The sequence below is a fragment of the Dactylosporangium darangshiense genome, assembly GCF_039537565.1.
Taxonomy (GTDB): Bacteria; Actinomycetota; Actinomycetes; order Mycobacteriales; family Micromonosporaceae; genus Dactylosporangium; species Dactylosporangium darangshiense.
Window position 1 is genome coordinate 653,836 of sequence record NZ_BAABAT010000001.1, and the last position, 18,711, is coordinate 672,546.

Here is an 18,711-nt window from a genome sequence, read left to right on the forward strand (position 1 = left end):
GGCCCGCCCAGCGCCTTTGCCGCGCGGACCGCGTTGAAGGACCGCACTGAAGTAACGGCACAAAAGTTGGCACCGGGCGGACCGACCGCAGGTGGGGGGTGGGGGCGCGGTCGGCCCACCCGGTGCCGTTGGGGGGCGGGGGGTGATGCCTGCAGCGCGATTCGCAAAGCGCGCCGGGCTGGATTTTGATCCATCCGATACCGCCTGGGGAACCACTCCCACCATCACGGTTTGGTGTCAGCTTGCTCGGAATGTTGCCCGGCGTTACTCAACCGGGACTAGCGGTCCGACCTAACTGGCCTTGCGGACCGCCTCGATCGCGGCGGCCAGGCGCTCCACGCCCTCGTCGACCTGGTCGGTGAGGACCGCCGAATACGCCAGGCGCACCGAGTTGCGTCCGCCCTCGAGCAGGAAGTCGCTGCCCTTGACCACGGCGACGCCGAAGTCCCGTGCCGCCACCGTCTCCAGCAGCGTGGTGTCGACGTCCTCGGGCAGCTCGACCCACAGGAAGTAGCCGCCGTCGGGCTCGACGAACGTCGCGTCGGGCACGTGCTTGCGCAGCCCCTCCGCCAGCAGCCGGGCCCGCTCGCCCAGCGTCGCCGACACCGCGGCGATCGAGCGGTCGATGTCGCCGCTGACGCAGAACTGATGCGTGATGGCCTCGGCGACCATGCTCGGCGAGATGTACACCGTCGTGGCCCGCTTGGCGATCCCGCCGATCGTCTCCTTCGGACCGACGAGGTAGCCGACCCGCAGGCCGGGCGCGATGGTCTTGGTGAACGAGCTCGCGTGCACCACGACGCCGGCGGTGTCCTGCGACAGCATCGTCGGCAGCTTCTCGCCCCGGAAGCGGATGTCCGCGTACGGGTCGTCCTCGAAGATCGTGAAGCCGTACTGCCCGGCGAGGGCCAGCAGCGCGGAGCGCTTCTCGGCCGACAGCGTGACGCCGGCCGGGTTCTGGAAGTTCGGGATGATGTGCGCGAGCACGGGGCGCACACCGCTCTCCAGCAGCGCGCGCAGCTCCTCGACGTCCAGGCCGTCGGCCTCCACCGTGACCGGGTGCACGGTCGCGCCGAGGTTGCGCAGGTTCAGCAGCGTGCGGTCGTACGTCGGCTTCTCGACGATCACCGCGTCGCCCGGCTTGACCAGGTGCTCGAACAGCAGCGCATCGGCCTGCATCGAGCCGTTGGTCACGATGACCTGGTCGGCTTCCACCCCGTGCTTCGCGGCGATCCACGAGCGCAGCGGGAGGTAGCCCACGGACGTGCCGTAGGCGGTGATGCCGGCCGGGTCGGCCTCGAAGGCGCGGACGGCGGCGGCCTTGAGCCCGTCGACGTCGATGATGTCGAGACTGGGCGCGCCACGGGCGAATGAAATCAGCTGCATGGTGGCAGCCTACGCACGCCCGCGGCCGCCGTTCAGCCGAGTTCCTCGCCCTCCACCTGGGTGGATGGGCGCTCTTGCGGGTGATTTTCCGGTGCGCCGCCGCCGCTGACGGCGAATCGCCGCCGCGACGTCAGTTCTTCAGAAGCATCACGCCGGAATCGATGTCTGAACCCAGACACGAATGATGTCGCGCACAGAGATGACGCCGAGCACGTCGTCGCCGTCGAGCACGACCAGATGGCGGAAGCCGCCGCGGACCATCGCCGCCGCCGCATCCTCGATCGTCCATGTCGGGCTGGCGTAGACGACTTCCCAGGTGATGTGGTCGGCGGTCCGCTCGGCGTCGGGGTCGAGGTCGGTGCCGAGTGCGTTGAGGATGTCCCGCTCGGTGATGATGCCGACGCCGGCGCCGTCTGGATCGACGACGATCGCGGAGCCGACCTTGCGCCGTGACATGAGCTGCGCGGCCTGGCGCAGCGTGTGGTCCGGACCGAGCTGGACCACTGCCGTGGACATGGCTTCGTGAACCTGCATGGCACATCAACTCCTTGCTTCCTTGCAAGGCACGGTAACGACAATCCTCCCGCCCAGGAGCCGAACTCTCAAGACCCGCTCACCTGCGAGGTCGAGGGAGATACAGTTGCGCAACGTGCGGTTTCTCAATGACCAGACGCCCGGGCACGAACTCACCTACGACGATGTCTTCATGGTGCCGAGCCGCTCGGCGGTGGAGTCACGGATGCAGGTGGACCTGACCACGCGCGACGGCAGCGGCACCACGATCCCGATCGTCGTGTCCAACATGACCGCCGTGGCCGGTCGGCGCATGGCCGAGACGGTCGCCCGCCGCGGGAGCCTTGCGATCATCCCGCAGGACATCCCGATGGACGTCGTCGCCGAGGCGATCTCCTGGGTGAAACGCCGGCACCTCGTCTTCGACACCCCGATCACGCTCGGCCCGACCGAGACCGTCTCGCTTGCGCTGGACCTGTTGCCCAAGCGCGCGCACGGCGCCGTGATCGTCGTCGAGGACGGCCGCCCGATCGGCGTGGTGACCGAGGGCGACTGCGCCGACGTCGACCGCTTCAGCCAGCTCGGCAGCGTCATGTCGCGCCGACTGCTCACGCTGCCCGACGACGCGACGCCCGAGGAGGCCTTCAACCGGCTGGCCGCCGGACACCACCGCCTGGCGCCGGTGATCGACCCGGCCGGTCGGCTGGTCGGCATCCTGACCCGCAACGCCGCGCTGCGCGCCACGCTCTACAAGCCGGCCGTCGACGCGGAGAACCGGCTGCGCATCGGCGCCGCGATCGGCATCACCGGCGACGCGGCCGGCCGTGCGGACAAGCTCATCGCCGCCGGCGTCGACGTGCTCGTGGTCGACACGGCGCACGGACACCAGGAGCGGATGATCAACACGCTGCGCGCGGTGCGGGCGCTGCACCCCTCCGTCCCGGTGGTCGCCGGCAACGTGGTCACCAGCGAGGGCACCGCCGACCTGCTGGCCGCCGGCGCCGACATCGTCAAGGTCGGCGTGGGCCCGGGCGCGATGTGCACCACCCGGATGATGACCGGCGTCGGGCGTCCGCAGTTCTCCGCCGTGATCGAATGCGCCGCCGAGGCGAGCCGCCACGGCCGGCACGTGTGGGCCGACGGCGGGGTCCGCCACCCGCGCGACGTCGCCCTGGCGCTGGCCGCCGGCGCGTCCAACGTGATGATCGGCTCGTGGCTCGCCGGCACGCACGAGTCGCCCGGCGATCCGCGCCGCGACCAGGACGGCCGGCTCTACAAGGAGAACTTCGGCATGGCCTCGGCCCGGGCGGTGAGCCGCCGCACGGCCGACGACAGCGCCTACGAGCGGGCCCGCAAGGCGCTTTTCGAGGAGGGCATCTCGTCCTCCCGGATGTACCTCGACCCGCGCCGCCCCGGCGTGGAGGACATCCTGGACGAGATCGTGGCCGGCGTGCGCAGCGCGTGCACCTATGCCGGCGCCGCCGACCTGGCCGAGTTCGCCGAGCGGGCAACGGTCGGCGTGCAGAGCGCGGCGGGCTATGCAGAAGGCCAACCGCTGGACGTCAGCTGGTGATCGTCTCGGCGGTCGGATGGTCTCGTCACTCGTAGGTCACGTATGGTGCGTGTCGTGAACCTCGCCCGCGACCCTATCGGCTCGTGACCGCACGGCCGTTGCTGCGCCGCCTACAGGGCTTGGGCGGCGTCTCCCGGTTTGTGGGAGCGGGCCTGCTCGACCAGGTCGTCATCGCCGCCGCCAACTCGGCGAACACGCTCCTGGGCGGCATTCTGTTGCCCAAGGAGCAGTTCGGGGCGCTCGCGCTGGCGCTGGCCGTCGGCTACTTCGCCATGTATCTCAACCGGGCGATCGTCGGCGACGTCCTCCTCGCGCTCGCCTCGCGCTACGACGGCGAGCCGCGGATCCGCCTGGCGCGCAACGGCCTGGCGACGGCGCTGTGCTCCGGTCTCGTCACGACCGTCGTGTTCGTGGTGCTCTGGTCCGCCTGGCCGAATCGCGGCGAGATCGACCTGCGCCAGCTCATCTGGCTGGCGCCGTTCATGGTGCCGATCATGCTGCACGACACGGCGCGCTGCGACTACCTCGCCGACCGCCGCCCCGACAAGGCGCTCGGCATCGACCTGGTCTGGGCCGGCACCCAGGCGGTCATGGTCGCGCTCATGATCGTCACGCACAGCTCCAGCGCCGGCGGCCTGCTGGCCGTCTGGGGGCTCGGCGCGACGGCGGGCATCACCGTGTACCTGATCCGCGAGCGCCGGCTGCCGTGGCAGGGCAGCCCGAAGGCCTGGCTCACCGAGACGCGGCACCTGTCCAGCTGGTTCACCATCACCGCGATCGTCGCCCAGGTGCAGGTGCTGGCGATCAGCTTCGTCGTCGCCGGGCGGCTGTCGAAGGTCGACCTGGGCAACCTGCGCTTCGTGCAGACCGTCCAGCTGCAGCCGGTCCAGAACCTGATCACCGCGATCCAGAGCCTCGTCGTGCCGCGGGCCTCCCGCAACGCCGCCGAGGCCGCCAAGCCCGGCCCGGAGGGCATCGCGGCCGCGGAGGCACTGCGCCGGCAGACCCGGATGCTCGCCACCGCCTTCGCGGTGCTGGGCGCGCTCATGGTTCTGATCGTCTGGCCGGTCGTCTCCTTCGCGCTCGTGCACACCCACAAGTTCGCCGAAGCGGCGCCGCTCGCGCTGCCGATCGCGCTGCAGGGCGCCGTCTACCTGCTGCAGGTGCCGTTCACGGCGGCCATGCGGGGCATGCACCGGGCGCGGATGCTCTTCGTCCAGTACGTCGTGTTCGCCGTCGTCTCCATCAGCGGCCTGACCCTGGGCGCCACCTACGGCGGCCTGCACGGCGCCGCGTGGGGCCTGCTGACCGGCTCCACCACGGGCCTGATCTGCATGATGGTGCTCTACGGCTACGCACTGAAGTGGGTCGGCCCGCCGGCCGGCAGCCCGGTGCCGGCCCCGGCGGCGCCGAAGCCCAGCGGCGCCCCGGTCTGAGCCGCGCCAGCGCCGTCTCGCCGACCGCGGTCCGCCAGGGTTGCCCAGCGCCGGCGCCGTCTCGCCGGGCTACGCGGCCCGGCGGGCCGCGACGTCGCGGTAGATGCCGATGAGCCGCTCGGTGAGCACGTCCGGGGAGAACTGCGACTCGTAGCGGGCCCGCGCCACCGGGGCGAGCGCCGCGGCGCCCTGGTGCGCCTCGGCCAGGCCGGCGGCGAGCGCCTCGGGCTCGGGCTCGACGACCCAGCCGGCGTCGCCGGCGAGGTACGGCATGCCGCCCCGGTCGGTGACCAGCACCGGGCGGCCGCCCGACAGCGCCTCCAGGATGATCGTCGGCAGCACGTCGTGCCAGGTGGATGCGGCGATGACGCAGGCCGCGCGCGCGATCTCGGCGCGCACGGCGGCGTTGTCGACGGGGCCCAGGTAGGTCACGTCGGAGCGCTCGGCGGCGGCCCGCTCGGCGCGCGGGCGCAGGGGGCCGTCGCCGACGATCCGCAGCGGGCCGAGCGAGCCGTCGGGGTGCCGCGACCAGGCGTCCAGCACCAGCTCGAGGCCCTTCTCCGGGGTCAGCCGGCCGGCGTAGAGGAAGCCCTCGCCGGGGCCGGGCGCGGCGCCGGAGTCCGGGATGCCGTTGGGTTTCACGGTGATGCGCTCGGCGGGGATGCCGAAGTCGGCCAGGTGTGCGGCGATCCGGTCGGTCAGCGCGATGAAGTGATCGACCTGCTTCCAGGTGCCGCGGTGGTACGCCAACGTCGCCGCCATCACCGCGGACTGGGCCTTCGAGCCGCGGTAGCACGTGTGCGTGACGGCGGGCAGGGGAAACGCGCGGCCGCGGCACTCCGTGCAGATGTGGCCGTCGCGGAAGTACAGGCCGGGCGCGCACACCTGGCGATAGTTGTGCACGGTGTGCACCACCGCAACGCCATGCTTGTGTGCGGTTTGGACGATCGCCGGGGAGATCAAGGGATATGGGTTGTGTAGGTGTACCAAATCCGGCTTTTCGGTTTTGAGAAGAGCGGCCAGGGCGCGCTGCGAGTCGCCGTTGCGGATCGGCGAGAGCGGCAGGAGCACCTTCTGCGCGGTCGAGAACGTGCCGATCTCGTCCGAGCTGCGCAGGAATGGCAGGACCGTGACACCGGCCGCGCCGAGCTGCGCGATCTCGGCATCGACGATCACGTTCTCACCGGAGGGCTGGCCGGAGGCATACCGGTTGTGCGCGACGACGACCTTCATGATGTGGCAAAGCCTACGGACCGTCGCTTGAGGCAGACTGTACGGGTGCCCGAGCTTCCCGAGGTCGAGGCGCTCGCCGCGTTCCTGCGGGAGCGAGCCGCCGGCCACACCGTCGACCGCATCGAGGTCTCCGCGATCAGCGCGTTGAAGACCTTCGACCCGCCGATCACCGCCGCCGCCGGCCAGCCGATCACCGGCGCCTCCCGGCACGGCAAGTTCCTGGACATCCACGTGGGTGACGGCCTCCATCTCGTCGTGCACCTGGCACGCGCCGGATGGCTGCACTATCGCGACTCGTTCAACGCCAAGACGCCGCTCAAGCCCGGCTCGGGGCCGATCGCGGTGCGCGTGCGCCTCGACGACGAGTCCGGCTTCGACCTGACCGAGGCGGGCACGAAGAAGAGCCTCGCGGCCTACTTCGTGACCGACCCGCGCCTGGTGCCCGGCGTGTCCCGGCTGGGACCGGACGCGCTGTCGGTGAGCGCCGAGGACTTCGCCGCGGCGATGCGCTCCCGGCGCGGCCAGATCAAGGGCGTCCTGACCGATCAGACCATCCTCGCCGGGGTCGGCAACGCGTACTCCGACGAGATCCTCCACGCGGCGAAGATGTCACCCTTCGCACTGACCAACAAGATCACCGACGACGCGATGGTCAGGCTGCACGAGGCCATGCGCACGGTGCTCACCGACGCCGTGAAACGCTCGGTCGGGCAGAAGGCCGCCACGCTGAAGTCCGAGAAGCGCTCGGGGCTGGCCGTGCACGCGCGCACCGGGCTGCCCTGCCCGGTCTGCGGCGACACCGTGCGCGAGGTGTCGTTCGCCGACACTTCGCTGCAGTACTGCCCCACGTGCCAGACGAACGGCAAGCCCTTGGCGGACCGTCGTCTGTCGAAGCTCGTACGCTGAGCCGCGTGCGCCGCGCCTTCCTGGTGGCTTTTGCCGCTTTTTTCCTCATCGGTACTGCATGGGCCTTGGCCCTGCCGGTCAATGGCACCTACGACGAGAAGCAGCACCTGGTGCGCGCCTACGCGGTGTGGACCGGCCAGTGGCTGCCGCACGAGCGGGCCAAGGACGCGAGCGGGTTCGAGACGAACGCGTTCGCCGGGCCGCGCAGCCTGCTGCCCGACAACGCCGACTGCACCTGGATCGACAAGCCGGAGTACCACCCGGCGTCGTGCCTGGTGACCAACGGTGATCACACCGAGACGCTCGTGCCCAGCGCCGCCGCGCGCTACAGCCCGGTGTACTACGCGCTGGTCGGGCTGCCGCTGCGGATCAGCCCAGACGGCACCGGCCTGATCTGGGCGCGGCTGCTCTCGGCGGCCCTGTCCGCGGCGCTACTGGCCTGGGCGGTGGCGATCGGGTTCGCCGGGTCGCACCGCCTCGCCGGGGTCGGCGTCCTGCTCGCGACGACCCCGATGCTCGCCGACCTGGCCGGGTCGATCAACCCGAACGGGCTGGAGATCAGTGCGGCCGTGCTGCTGTTCGCCGCCGCGCTGCAGAAGCGCTGGGCGGCCGCCGGCGTGGCCGCGGCGCTGCTGTTCACCGTGCGCGACCTCGGCCCGTTCTTTGTGCTGGCGGTGCTCGCGCTGTCGCTCTTCGTGACCCGCACCAACCCGCGCGAGCTGCGGCAGCGCGCGTTCCTGGTGCCCGCCGGCATCGGCGCCGCGTTCGCGGTGTTCTGGGCCGCCTTCGCCTCGCGCAGCGGTGTCATCGACCCGGGCCGGCCGGTGCCGCCGACGAGCTCCGGCGCGATCCTGTCCGACATCGTCGACGACCGCGCCGAGTTCTGGGTGCGCCAGATCGTCGGGCAGTTCAACTATGGCGAGACGACGATCTCGCTCGCCGTGATCGGGCTGTGGTACCTCCTGGTCGCCGCCCTGGTCGCCCCCGCGCTCTGGTTCGGCGACCGCCGGCTGCGCCTGGGCATCTTCGCCGCCCTCGCCGGCAGCGCGGCGCTGCTGGTCGCGCTGGAGCTGTACTTCGCGCCGAAGGTCGGCCACTTCGCGCACGGGCGATACGTCATGCCGCTCGGCGTCGGCGTCGTGCTGCTGGCGCCGCTCGCCGACCGCTACGCTCGGTGGTTGTCGGATCGCGGCTGGCTGGAACGACTGGTGTTGGTGTGCGCCGGGCTTGCCGTGCTGATGCAGCTCTATGCCCTGGCCCGGGTCATGACCCGCTTCCAGCGCGGGATCGCCGCGGGCCTCAACCCCTTCGGTGGCGCCTGGACGCCACCGCTGGGCAGCGCGCTGCCGCTGTTGTGCGCTTTGGTGGGTGGTGTGCTACTCGGGGTGATTGTCACGCGGAGTTCTGTCCACCCTACGCCAGTGCACTCGACAGCGAATACGTTGAGCAACTAGTGTCGGCCGGTCGTCATCGGTGGCTCCGGTCACCATGGGACACTTTGCACGAGCTTTCCGGTGTCCGTGAATCAGCAGAATGCGCGGACGTAAAACGCCAACCGGCCGAGCAGAGCAGTGCCGTGACCTCGGGTTGCGGCGCGAGTTTGTGCCACGATGTTCGCATCGTGGTGCGAGAGGACGCACTGAGGTGACCACTAGTCTCCAACGTCCGGCCACTTCGCCGAGCCGGAGAGCGACCTTGGGTGAACTCGACAGCTTCGAGATTCTTCCTAACCATGCGGTGGCCCCCGTCGGGGCCAGCGGCGTGCCGCGCTCGGCCTGGCAGCGCACCAAGCGCGCGGCCCGGTGGCACCGGCCCTACGCGGCAATCCTCCTCCTGCTCGACGCCGGCGCCGTGGCCCTGGCCTCGCTGACCGCCCGCGCCGGCCTCGACCCCGACAAGATCACCGCCGGCTTCCACGGCCAGCCCGGGTTGTTCAACCTGATGGCCTTCGCGGTGATGCCGGCGGCGTGGCTGCTGGTCCTGTGGGGCCACGGCGCCTACGACCGCCGCTACCTGGGCTCGGGCACCGACGAGTTCAAGCGCGTCGTGCGCGGCTCCTGGACGGTCGTGGCGATCGTCGCCTTCGCGGCCTTCGCCTTCAAGGTCGACGTCTCGCGTACCTCGGTCGGCGTCGCGCTCGTCGGCGGCCTCGTCTACGTGCTCGTGCTGCGGTACATCGCCCGAAAGGGCCTCGCGTTCGCGCGCACCAGGTTCCACCTGGCGACGCACCGGATGCTGCTGATCGGCACCCTGCAGGAGGCACTGGAGGTCCACGCGGCGATCGCCCGCGACCCGGCCGCCGGCCTGGTGCCCGTCGGCATCCACCTGATTGAGGGCTACGCGCCGCAGCCGAGCACCGTCACGCCGGTGCCCGTGCACGCCGGCCGCGACATCCTCTCCCTGGTCCGCGAGCTCAACGCCGACACGATCGCGGTCTGCGGCTCGGCCAGCGCCGAGCCGGTGGAGCTGCGCCGACTGGCCTGGCAGCTCGAGGGCACCGGCATCGACCTCGCCGTGGCGCCGCAGCTGACCGACATCGCCGGCCCGCGCGTGCACATCCGCCCGATCGAGGGCATCCCGCTGCTCTACGTCGAGGAGCCCAAGCTCTCCGGCGTGGGCTGGCTGTTCAAGAACGTCCTCGACCGCGTGCTCGCCCTGATCGGCCTGCTGCTCGTCCTGCCGCTGTTCCCGTTCGTGGCGCTGGCCATCAAGCTCTCCGACCCGGGCCCGATCTTCTTCCGCCAGCCGCGCATCGGCCGCGAGGGCAAGATGTTCCGGGTCTGGAAGCTGCGGACGATGTACATCGACGCCGAGGAGCGCCTCGCCACGCTGCACGACCAGAACGAGAGCGACGGGCTGCTCTTCAAGATGAAGAACGACCCCCGCATCTTCAGGGTCGGCAAGTGGCTGCGGGCGACGTCGATCGACGAGCTGCCGCAGATCCTCAACGTGCTCATGGGCGAGATGTCGCTGGTCGGCCCGCGCCCGCTGCCCGCCGAGGACGGCGACTTCCTCGGCGACGTGCGCCGCCGCCTGCTGGTGCGCCCCGGCATCACCGGCCTCTGGCAGGTGTCCGGCCGCAGCGAACTGAGCTGGGACGACGCCGTTCGCCTCGACCTGTACTACGTGGACAACTGGTCGCTGGTGCTCGACCTGCACACGATGTGGCGCACGATCGGCGTCGTCGTCTTCCGCAAGGGCGCCTACTAGCCGCACCATTGCCGCGTGGGTGGCAATCTTGCGGCGGCGTTGGTCGTCGTCGTGCTCGCCGTGGGACTGGCCGGGGCCGTCTACGCGGTGATCCGGCTGCGTGGGCGCCGGGCAATCGCGACCGCGGCGCAGCGGGCGACGTACGACGTGCTGCACATCGCCGAGCTCGCCGCCGAGCCGCTGCGCAACGGTCTCACCGAGGCCGCCGCCGGCAAGGCCATCCGGCACCTGCGCGCGCTCACCGGCGCGGCCGGCATCGCGGTGACCGACGCCAGGCGGGTCCTCGCGTTCGACGGCGCCGGCGAGCACCACCGCGAGCAGGCCGCCTCGGCCGCGGCCCGGTCCGTTGCCGCCGGCCGGCCGACCGTCCTCGGCGGCCGGGAGCTGCCGTGCGACCTCGTCGACTGCCCGATCCGCGGCGCCGTGGTGGTGCCGCTCGGCCAGCGCGAGGGCGCCCTGGTCGCGCTCTCGGACGGCCCGCCGGCGCCTGGCCTGGTGCAGGCCACCGCGGAGACCGCTCGCTGGGTCGGCACCCAGCTCGCCCTGGCCGAGCTCGACACGTCGCGGGCGCGCCTGGCCCGCGCCGAGGTCAGGGCGCTGCGCGCGCAGATCAGCCCGCACTTCATCTACAACGCGCTGACCGCGATCGCGAGCTTCGTGCGCACCGACCCTGAGCTGGCGCGGGAGCTGATCCTGGAGTTCGCCGAGTTCACGCGGTACTCCTTCCGCGCGCACGGCGAGTTCACGACGCTCGCCGAGGAGCTGCGTTCCATCGACCGGTACCTCACCATCGAGCGCGCCCGCTTCGGCGAGCGCCTGCAGGTGCGGCTGCAGATCGCGCCCGAGGTGCTGCCGGTGACGCTGCCGTTCCTCTGCCTGCAGCCGCTGGTCGAGAACGCGGTGCGCCACGGCTTGTCCCGCAAGCCCGGCATGGGCACGATCAGCATCGTCGCCCGCGACGCCGGCGCCGAGTGCCACATCACCGTCGAGGACGACGGCGTCGGCATGGACCCGGCGACGCTGTCCAACCCCGACGACGGCATCGACGCCGGCCAGCACGTCGGCTTGCGCAACGTCGACGATCGGCTACGTTCGGTTTTCGGAGACGGGTTCGGCGTGGTGGTCGAGACCGCACCTGATGCCGGCACCAAGGTGAGCATGCGCGTACCGAAGTTCCACCCGGGAGTGAGGAGCGGCCCGTGACCGGTCCGGAGCAGCATGGGTTCTTGCGGGTACTCGCGGTGGACGACGAGGTGCCGGCGCTGGACGAGCTCGCGTACCTGCTGCGCGCGGACCCGCGCGTCGGGCGCCTGCACACCGCGGGCGACGCGACCGAGGCGCTGCGCGTGCTGCGCGACGCCGATGTCGACGCCGTGTTCCTCGACATCCGCATGCCCGGCCTGGACGGCATGGAGCTCGCCCGCGTGCTCGGCCGTTTCGCCAAGCCGCCGGCGGTGGTGTTCGTGACCGCGTACGACGACCGCGCCGCCGAGGCGTTCGACCTCGGCGTCGCCGACTACGTGCGCAAGCCCGTCCGTCCCGACCGCATCGCCGAGTCGCTGCGCCGCGTGCTCGCCGCCCGCCTGGTACCGGCACACCCCGCCGTCGCCGCGCGCCGCGACCGCCAGGACGACCCGACGATCCCGGTCGAGCTCGCCGGCACCACCCGGATGCTGCCGCGTTCGTCGGTGCGCTGGGTCGAGGCGCAGGGCGACTACGCCCGCCTGCACACCGCGGACGCCTCGCACCTCGTGCGCGTCTCGCTGGCCACGCTCGCCGAGCGCTGGGCCGACGCGGGATTCGTGCGGATCCATCGCTCGTACCTCGTGCAGCTCAAGCTCATCACCGAACTGCGCATGACGAACACCGGTTACGTCGTGCTCATCGACGACCACGAGCTGCCCGTGTCGCGTCGCCACACGCGCGAGCTCAAGGACCGCCTGGTACGCGCGGCGAAATCGTGGACGTGACGGTCTTGTGCGCGGCTCGCTGTGTTTCCCGACAAGTCGGGCGCTCCGCGCCGCGACTTGTCGGATTTATACCCCGTCAGGCGACCTAAGCGGTTTGCTGTGAATGCCATCGCGATGTGACCGGCTATTTCCGAAATTTCCGTCCGGGCGCTCATTTCGGCGCCGGAGGTCTCCACAATCCCTACACATTGCCGACTGAGAGCCTGCACGACGTGCGAATACGCTTCCTGACATGAACGCAACGGGAGAGCGCCGCCGCGTGCTCGTCGTGGACGACGAGCGCATGATCGCCGAGTCGATCGCGGTGCGCCTCCGCGCCGAGGGCTTCTCCGTCGACACCGCACACGACGGCCCGTCCGCGGTCGCATCCGCGCGCATGATCCGCCCCGACCTCGTCGTGCTCGACGTGATGCTCCCCGGCTTCGACGGCCTCGAGGTGTGCCGACGGATCCAGGCCGAGCGCCCCGTTGCGGTGCTGATGCTGACGGCCCGCGACGACGAGACCGACATGCTCGTGGGCCTCGCGGTCGGCGCCGACGACTACCTCACCAAGCCCTTCTCCATGCGCGAGCTGGCCGCGCGCGTCCACGTGCTGCTGCGCCGCCTCGAGCGGCTCGCGCAGGTCCAGCCCGACCCGAACCAGACCCCGATCGTCCTCGGCGACCTCGAGATCAACCGGGCGCAGCGCCGCGTCACCCGGGCCGGCATCGAGGCGCATCTGACCCCGACCGAGTTCGACCTGCTCGTGAACCTGGCCAGCCGCCCGCGCACGGTCCTGCCGCGCGAGCGCCTCCTGGCCGAGGTCTGGGGCTGGGCGGACGCGTCGGGCACCCGCACGGTGGACAGCCACATCAAGGCCCTGCGCCGCAAGCTCGGCGCCGACCTGATCCGCACCGTGCACGGCGTCGGCTACGCCCTGGAGTCCGCATGACGCGATCGCTCAAGAAGGTTATCGACCTCCTCCCTCGCCCTCTCGACCCGCTGCGCTCGATCAAGCTCAAGCTGGCCGTGCTGCTGCTCGCCTCCGCGTGCGCCGGCCTCGGCGTGTTCTGGATCGGCATCGGCTGGATCCCGCCGAACACGACGTACATCGCACTGACTGCCGGCCTGGTTACCTCCCAGGTCCTGGCACACGGTGTGACCCGCCCGCTGCGCGAGATGACCGCCGCCGCTCGAGCCATGTCCCGCGGCGACTACACCACGCGGGTCCGCGCCACCTCCAAGGATGAGGTCGGCGAGCTCGCGGTCGCCTTCAACCAGATGGTCGGCGAGCTGGCCGCCGCCGACCAGCAGCGCCGCGAGCTGATCGCCAACGTCTCCCACGAGCTGCGCACCCCGATCTCCGCCCTGCAGGCGGTCCTGGAGAACATCGTCGACGGCGTCGCCGAGCCCGACCCCGCCACGCTGCGCACGGCTCTCGCTCAGACCGAGCGCCTGGGCCGCCTGGTGATGGAACTGCTGGACATCTCGCGCCTGGACGCCGGCGTCGTGCCGTTGGACCGCGAGCTCTTCCACATCGAGGACCTGCTGCACGAGGTGGTGGCCGAGGCCGAGGTGAAGGCACGGGCCGCCGGGCACAAGGTGGAGTACCTGTCCTGCTCCTTCCCGGAGAACGCCCTGGTCAAGGCCGACCGGGCGCGCCTGCACCACGTGCTGACCAACCTCGTGGACAACGCCACCCGCCACAGCCCGGACGGCGGCACGGTCACTATCCTGGGCCGCCGCGAGCCCGGCCGCGTGATGATCGAGGTCGCCGACGAGGGCTCCGGCATCCCGCACGCCGAGCGCGAGCGCGTCTTCGAGCGCTTCACTCGTGGCGCCCGAGCCTCCGGCGGCGGTACGGGCCTGGGCCTGGCGATCGCCCAATGGCTCACCCAGTTGCACGACGGCACCATCGCCGTCGTCGAGCAGCCCGACGAACTGCCCGGCTGCCGGATTCGCGTGACGCTGCCGGCCTGACCCCCGAGCTACCTCCACCTCACCTCTCTCCGCGACGTTTCCCTCTCCGCGACTCGGCTCTGCCTGGCCGCGCGGATCCGCACGCTCTTTTTCAGGAGTCGTCATGTCCGAGCCCCCGGTCCACCCCGAACATCAAAGGTCCGAACCGGAGACCGAGGCGGCCGAACATCAATGGTCCGAACCAGAGACCAGGAGGCCGGCATCTGCGCCCAGGCCGCCCGCCATGGCCGGCGCGCCCGGACGGCCATCCGGGGAACCGCACCGATTGGGAACGTCGGCTTCAGCGGGGGGATCGCACACGTCCGGGGCGTCGCAGCCGGGCGGAGCGGCGCATCGGCCGGGGGCGCCGTATCCGCCGGGAGCGCCGTATCCGCATCCGCCGGGGGTGCCGCGGCCGGTCGGGGCGGGGTATCCGGCGCCGCCGCCGCCGGGGATGCCCAACCCGGCGGTGATCAGCCCGATCCAGCTGGGGCCGCCGGCGCCGACGGTGTGGCAGCGGGCCTGGCCCCGGCGCGAGGCCGCGGCCGGTCGTGCGGCCCTCTACGGTGCGTTGATCGCCGCGCTCGCCGGTGCGGCTGCCGTGCCGCTCGACCGGCCGGGCATCGGCTGGCCCATCGCGGGGATCGGCATGCTCGTTCCGCTGGTGATGTTGCTGGCTCGGCGCCGTACCGGGAAATCGATCGAAGCCTTCATCTGGTGCGCCGGAGCGCTGGCGCTGCTGTCGGTCGGGTTCTTCCGCGCGGCAGGGTGGCTGTTCGTGCTGTGCGCGCTGACCGCGTTTGGCTGCGTGTCGCTCGCCGTCGGGCTGCACCGGCGCGTGCCGGCCGTGCTGACGGCGCCGTTCACGCTGCTGTTCGCCGCCTTCCGTGCGATGCCGTGGGCCCAGGCCGGCCTCGCCACCGACCGACGCCCGGCCTCCGCCGCGGCGCCCCCGGTCGCCGCACCGGGCCCGGCCGCCGCCGACGGTCCGGGCGGGGCCGCCGCCGACAATCCGGCCAGGGCCGCTGCCGACGGTCCGGCCAGGGCCGCTGTCAGTGGTCCGGGCAGCGCTGCTTCCGACAGTTCGGGCAGGGCCGCTGCCGACGGTCCGGCCAGGGCCGCTGTCAGTGGTCCGGGCAGCGCTGCTTCCGACAGTTCGGGCAGGGCCGCTGTCGACGGTCCGGGCATGGCCGCTGCCGACAGGTCGGGCAAGCTCGCGATCGCCACCGGGCCGGCCGCGCAGCCGGGGGCCCGCCAAGCCGAGGCGGGAGCCAGCAACTCCATGCGATTGCTCGCCTCGATCGGCATCGGCGTGGCGCTGCTGCTCGTGTTCGGGGCGCTGTTCTCCAGTGCCGACGCCGCGTTCGGCCGGGTGATCAGCGCGATCGTCCCGTCGCTGGACGTCGGGACCGTGGCGCGGTGGGTGTTCGTCGGGGTGGTCGCCGGCGGAATCTCGCTCGGCGCGGCGTTCCTCGTGGCCAATCCCTCGACGGTCGGCGAAGGGGAGCCGCGGACAGCGCGGCCGGTGCGGCGCGTGGAGTGGCTGGTGCCCGTGGGTGCGCTGCTCGTGATGTTCGTGCTCTTCGTCGCCGTGCAGCTGGCCGTGCTCTTCGGTGACCGCGACTACGTGATGCGCACCGTCGGGCTGACCTTCGCAGAATACGCCCGCAAGGGGTTCTGGCAGCTGCTCGTCATCACCCTGCTGACGCTCTGCGTCATGGGCGTGACCGCGCGCAAGGCGCCGCGGGGGTCCGGCACGGACCGGTGGCTGTTGTGGATCGTGCTCGGGGCGCTCGCCGCCTGCTCGCTCGTGGTGGTCGGGTCGGCGTTGTGGCGGATGGACGTGTACGAGCAGGCGTACGGCTTCACCCGGCTGCGCGTGTTCGTCAGCGCCTTCGAGCTCTGGCTCGGTGGGCTGTTCGTCCTGGTCATGGCCGCCGGGCTCGGAGGGCTGCGGCGCCGGACGAGCTGGCTGGGGCGCGCGGCCGTCGGGCTGTGGGTGGTGACGCTGCTCGGGCTGGCGGTGCTCAACCCGGACCGGTTCATCGCGGCGCACAACGTGGACCGGGTGGGCGCCAGCAACTCCGACATCTGGTACCTGCGCAACCTCTCCGCCGACGCCGCGCCCGAGCTCGACCGGCTGCCCGAAGGGGCCCGGGAGTGCGCGCTGTCGGAGATCGCCGGCGACCTGGCCCGGGACGAGGACGACTGGCGCGGATGGAACCTGGGGCGGTCCCGGGCGCGTCAGATCGTTCCGGAGCGGATCGAGGTGCACAACTACCCCTGCTACCGGCGGTACTGAAGACGTTGCTGGCAATAAAGGCAAGAAAACAGCGCGGGGCCGACGTTCGGACGGGGGACGTCGGCCCCTTGCTTTTGTTTCGCGTGCGTTGCAAGACTGCCGTCCATGGAGCCGCCAACTCCGCGCGTGCGCGTGGTGCTCGGTGACGTCTCCCGCGCTCGGATCCGGCCCGCCCGCGCTCGCGCGGAGCTGGAGGAGCAGAGCCCGGTCGGCGCGGCGCTGGCCCGTGGGCTCGTGCGGGCGCAGCTGTCCGTGGCCGTGCGGCTCGCCGCCGTGGTCGCGGTCGGGCTGGGCGGGCTGCCGCTGCTGTTCGCCGCGGCGCCGGCCGTCGCGCACGCCCGGCTCTTCGGGGTGTCGCTGCCGTGGCTGCTGCTCGGCGTCGTGGCGTACCCCTTCCTCTACCTGATCGGCGCGGTCTACGTGCATCTGGCCGAGCGCAACGAGCAGGAGTTCGTGGCCCTCGTCGAGGACCGCGGCCAGCACCCGCCGACATGATCTCCTACTCGGTGGCCGCGGTCGTGCTGGTCACCCTGGCCACGGTCGCGATCGGGCTCTACGGGCTGCGCTTCGCCCGTACCACCTCGGACTTCCTGGTCGCCTCGCGCATGGTCAGCCCGACGTGGAACGCCGCGGCGATCAGCGGGGAGTACCTGTCGGCGGCGAGCTTCCTCGGCGTCGCCGGGCTCGTGCTCAAGCACGGCGTCGACCTGCTGTGGTATCCGGTCGGGTTCGCCGCCGGCTACCTGGCGCTGCTGCTCTTCGTGGCCGCGCCGCTACGCCGCTCGGGTGCGTTCACGCTGCCGGACTTCTGCGAGGTGCGGCTGCGCTCCAAGCGGCTGCGCAAGCTCGCGACCGCGTTCGTGATGTTCATCGGCTGGCTCTACCTCGTGCCGCAGCTGCAGGGCGCCGGGCTGACGCTGCAGACGGTGACCGGCGCGCCCTATGCGCTCGGGGCGTTGCTCGTCGGCGTCGTCGTGACGCTCAACGTGGCCCTCGGCGGCATGCGCTCGATCACGTTCGTGCAGGCGTTCCAGTACTGGCTGAAGCTCACCGCCCTCGCCGTGCCGCTCGTGTTCCTGCTGTTGCAGTGGCAGCACGACGGCCGGCCGGACCTCACCGCCCCCGACGGGCCGCGCTTCACCGCCGCGACGACCGTGCAGATCGATCACGAGACCGTCCTGCGCGTGGCCGAGCCGACCGAGGTCGTGGCCCGCGGGACCGTCGACGGCGCGGCGCGGGCCGGCGCCCTGCTGCTCACGCCGGGTGAGCACACGGCCGCTGAGGGTGCCGTCCTGGATTTTCCAGATGCCGCAGCGGTACCCCGAGTGTCGGCCGTCTCCGCCGACTCCCCCGCCGAGTGGCTGCTGCCCGGCGGCACGTCCCAGGAGCTGTTCGCCACCTACTCGCTGATCCTGGCCACCTTTCTCGGCACCATGGGCCTGCCCCACGTGCTGGTCCGCTTCTACACCAACCCCGACGGCGCGGCCGCGCGGCGGACGACGCTCGTCGTGCTGGGCCTGGTCGGGGTCTTCTACCTGACCCCGACGCTCTACGGCGTGCTCGGCCGCGTGTACACCCCGCAGCTGCTCATGACCGGCAACACCGACGCCGTCGTGCTCCTGCTGCCCTCCGCCGTCGTCGGCGGCGGCGTGACCGGCCGGTTGCTCAGTGCGCTGGTCGCCGCCGGCGCGTTCGCCGCGTTCCTGTCCGCCTCCTCCGGCCTGCTGACGAGCGTCGCCGGTGTCCTGTCGACCGACGTGCTCGGCCACGGCTCGGTGCGCGACTTCCGCCGCTCCGCCCTGGTGGCCGGGGTGGTACCACTGCTGCTTGCGCTCCTTGTGTCGAGCCTCGACGTGTCGCAGGTCGTCGGGCTCGCCTTCGCCGTCGCGGCGTCGAGCTTCTGCCCGCTGCTGGTGCTCGGCATCTGGTGGCGCGGCCTCACCGCGATCGGCGCCGCGGCCGGGATCGTCGTCGGGGGCGGCGCGGCGGCGTCCGCGGTGCTGATGACGGTGCTCGGGGGCCCGCTGTCGGGGTGGGCCGGAGTGCTGACGACCCAGCCGGCCGCCTGGAGCGTGCCCCTGGCCTTCCTGGTGATGATTCTGGTTTCGCTGCTGACGAGGCACCGGCTACCCTCGGGTGTCGGAGCGATCATGCTTCGCCTGCACGCGCCCGACGCGCTGCGGATGTAGCTCGCCCGGACCACCCCGGGGAGTGGCAGGGGTGGACACCGTGACCTACGTTCAA

At 71.7% G+C, this 18,711-nt stretch carries 15 protein-coding genes; 12 read left to right on the forward strand and 3 right to left on the reverse strand.

The features are described 5' to 3' along the window. Positions 1-291: 291 nt before the first annotated feature. Both ABD901_RS02875 and ABD901_RS02880 read right to left on the reverse strand, forming a co-directional pair. Complete coding sequence (locus ABD901_RS02875) at positions 292-1,386, reverse strand: aminotransferase-like domain-containing protein (protein WP_345120791.1); 1,095 nt, start codon at positions 1,384-1,386, stop codon at positions 292-294. A gap of 147 nt (positions 1,387-1,533) precedes the next feature. Then, positions 1,534-1,920: a CBS domain-containing protein gene (locus ABD901_RS02880; RefSeq protein ID WP_345120793.1), complete on the reverse strand. Its 387-nt coding sequence runs from the start codon at positions 1,918-1,920 to the stop codon at positions 1,534-1,536. A gap of 115 nt (positions 1,921-2,035) precedes the next feature. On the opposite strand from ABD901_RS02880, the gene ABD901_RS02885 reads away from it, so the two are divergent. Together ABD901_RS02885 and ABD901_RS02890 are read left to right on the forward strand one after the other, a co-directional pair. Then, a complete protein-coding gene (locus tag ABD901_RS02885; protein ID WP_345120795.1) occupies positions 2,036-3,472 on the forward strand; it encodes a GuaB1 family IMP dehydrogenase-related protein in 1,437 nt (478 codons plus the stop codon). Positions 3,473-3,555: 83 nt separating this feature from the next. Beyond that, complete coding sequence (locus tag ABD901_RS02890) at positions 3,556-4,908, forward strand: MATE family efflux transporter (RefSeq protein ID WP_345120797.1); 1,353 nt, start codon at positions 3,556-3,558, stop codon at positions 4,906-4,908. 69 nt (positions 4,909-4,977) lie between these two features. Here the strand turns inward: ABD901_RS02890 and ABD901_RS02895 are convergent, their stop codons facing one another. Continuing rightward, positions 4,978-6,141 (reverse strand): glycosyltransferase family 4 protein, encoded by a 1,164-nt coding sequence (locus tag ABD901_RS02895; RefSeq protein WP_345120799.1) that lies wholly within the window; start codon positions 6,139-6,141, stop codon positions 4,978-4,980. Positions 6,142-6,186: 45 nt separating this feature from the next. On the opposite strand from ABD901_RS02895, the gene ABD901_RS02900 reads away from it, so the two are divergent. From ABD901_RS02900 to ABD901_RS02945, 10 genes are all read left to right on the forward strand, one after another. Continuing rightward, positions 6,187-7,047, forward strand: coding sequence for an Fpg/Nei family DNA glycosylase (locus ABD901_RS02900; protein WP_345120801.1), 861 nt, complete (start codon positions 6,187-6,189; stop codon positions 7,045-7,047). Positions 7,048-7,052: 5 nt separating this feature from the next. Continuing rightward, positions 7,053-8,501, forward strand: a complete 1,449-nt coding sequence (locus tag ABD901_RS02905; protein ID WP_345120803.1) for a DUF2142 domain-containing protein — start codon at positions 7,053-7,055, stop codon at positions 8,499-8,501. A 241-nt stretch (positions 8,502-8,742) separates the two neighbouring features. Beyond that, on the forward strand, positions 8,743-10,257 hold the full coding sequence (locus tag ABD901_RS02910; RefSeq protein ID WP_345120805.1) for a sugar transferase: 1,515 nt from the start codon (positions 8,743-8,745) through the stop codon (positions 10,255-10,257). A 15-nt stretch (positions 10,258-10,272) separates the two neighbouring features. Further along, positions 10,273-11,460 carry a sensor histidine kinase gene (locus tag ABD901_RS02915; protein ID WP_345120807.1) on the forward strand — a complete coding sequence of 396 codons (1,188 nt, stop codon included), beginning with the start codon at positions 10,273-10,275 and terminating at the stop codon, positions 11,458-11,460. After that, the gene (locus ABD901_RS02920; protein WP_345120809.1) at positions 11,457-12,227 is read left to right on the forward strand and encodes a LytR/AlgR family response regulator transcription factor; all 771 of its coding nucleotides are present in this window, start codon (positions 11,457-11,459) and stop codon (positions 12,225-12,227) included. Before ABD901_RS02915 ends, ABD901_RS02920 begins: the two co-directional genes overlap by 4 nt. Before the next feature lie 232 nt (positions 12,228-12,459). Next, positions 12,460-13,158 carry a response regulator gene (locus ABD901_RS02925; RefSeq protein WP_345120811.1) on the forward strand — a complete coding sequence of 233 codons (699 nt, stop codon included), beginning with the start codon at positions 12,460-12,462 and terminating at the stop codon, positions 13,156-13,158. Then, entirely contained in the window at positions 13,155-14,186 is a 1,032-nt protein-coding gene (locus ABD901_RS02930) for a sensor histidine kinase (protein ID WP_345120813.1), read from the forward strand. The genes ABD901_RS02925 and ABD901_RS02930 overlap by 4 nt, the downstream gene beginning before the upstream one ends. A gap of 385 nt (positions 14,187-14,571) precedes the next feature. Next, positions 14,572-16,467 carry a DUF4153 domain-containing protein gene (locus ABD901_RS02935; protein WP_345120815.1) on the forward strand — a complete coding sequence of 632 codons (1,896 nt, stop codon included), beginning with the start codon at positions 14,572-14,574 and terminating at the stop codon, positions 16,465-16,467. Between the two features lie 105 nt (positions 16,468-16,572). Beyond that, the gene (locus ABD901_RS02940; protein WP_345120817.1) at positions 16,573-16,962 is read left to right on the forward strand and encodes a hypothetical protein; all 390 of its coding nucleotides are present in this window, start codon (positions 16,573-16,575) and stop codon (positions 16,960-16,962) included. Continuing rightward, complete coding sequence (locus ABD901_RS02945) at positions 16,959-18,656, forward strand: sodium/solute symporter (protein ID WP_345120819.1); 1,698 nt, start codon at positions 16,959-16,961, stop codon at positions 18,654-18,656. Before ABD901_RS02940 ends, ABD901_RS02945 begins: the two co-directional genes overlap by 4 nt. The last annotated feature ends 55 nt before the right edge of the window (positions 18,657-18,711 follow it).

Coding starts and splice junctions, on each gene's coding strand:
- ABD901_RS02940 (WP_345120817.1), top strand. CDS start 16,573: ATGGAGCCGCCAACTCCGCGCGTGCGCGTGGTGCTCGGTGACGTCTCC.
- ABD901_RS02930 (WP_345120813.1), top strand. CDS start 13,155: ATGACGCGATCGCTCAAGAAGGTTATCGACCTCCTCCCTCGCCCTCTC.
- ABD901_RS02945 (WP_345120819.1), top strand. CDS start 16,959: ATGATCTCCTACTCGGTGGCCGCGGTCGTGCTGGTCACCCTGGCCACG.
- ABD901_RS02925 (WP_345120811.1), top strand. CDS start 12,460: ATGAACGCAACGGGAGAGCGCCGCCGCGTGCTCGTCGTGGACGACGAG.
- ABD901_RS02880 (WP_345120793.1), bottom strand. CDS start 1,920: ATGCAGGTTCACGAAGCCATGTCCACGGCAGTGGTCCAGCTCGGTCCG.
- ABD901_RS02895 (WP_345120799.1), bottom strand. CDS start 6,141: ATGAAGGTCGTCGTCGCGCACAACCGGTATGCCTCCGGCCAGCCCTCC.
- ABD901_RS02875 (WP_345120791.1), bottom strand. CDS start 1,386: ATGCAGCTGATTTCATTCGCCCGTGGCGCGCCCAGTCTCGACATCATC.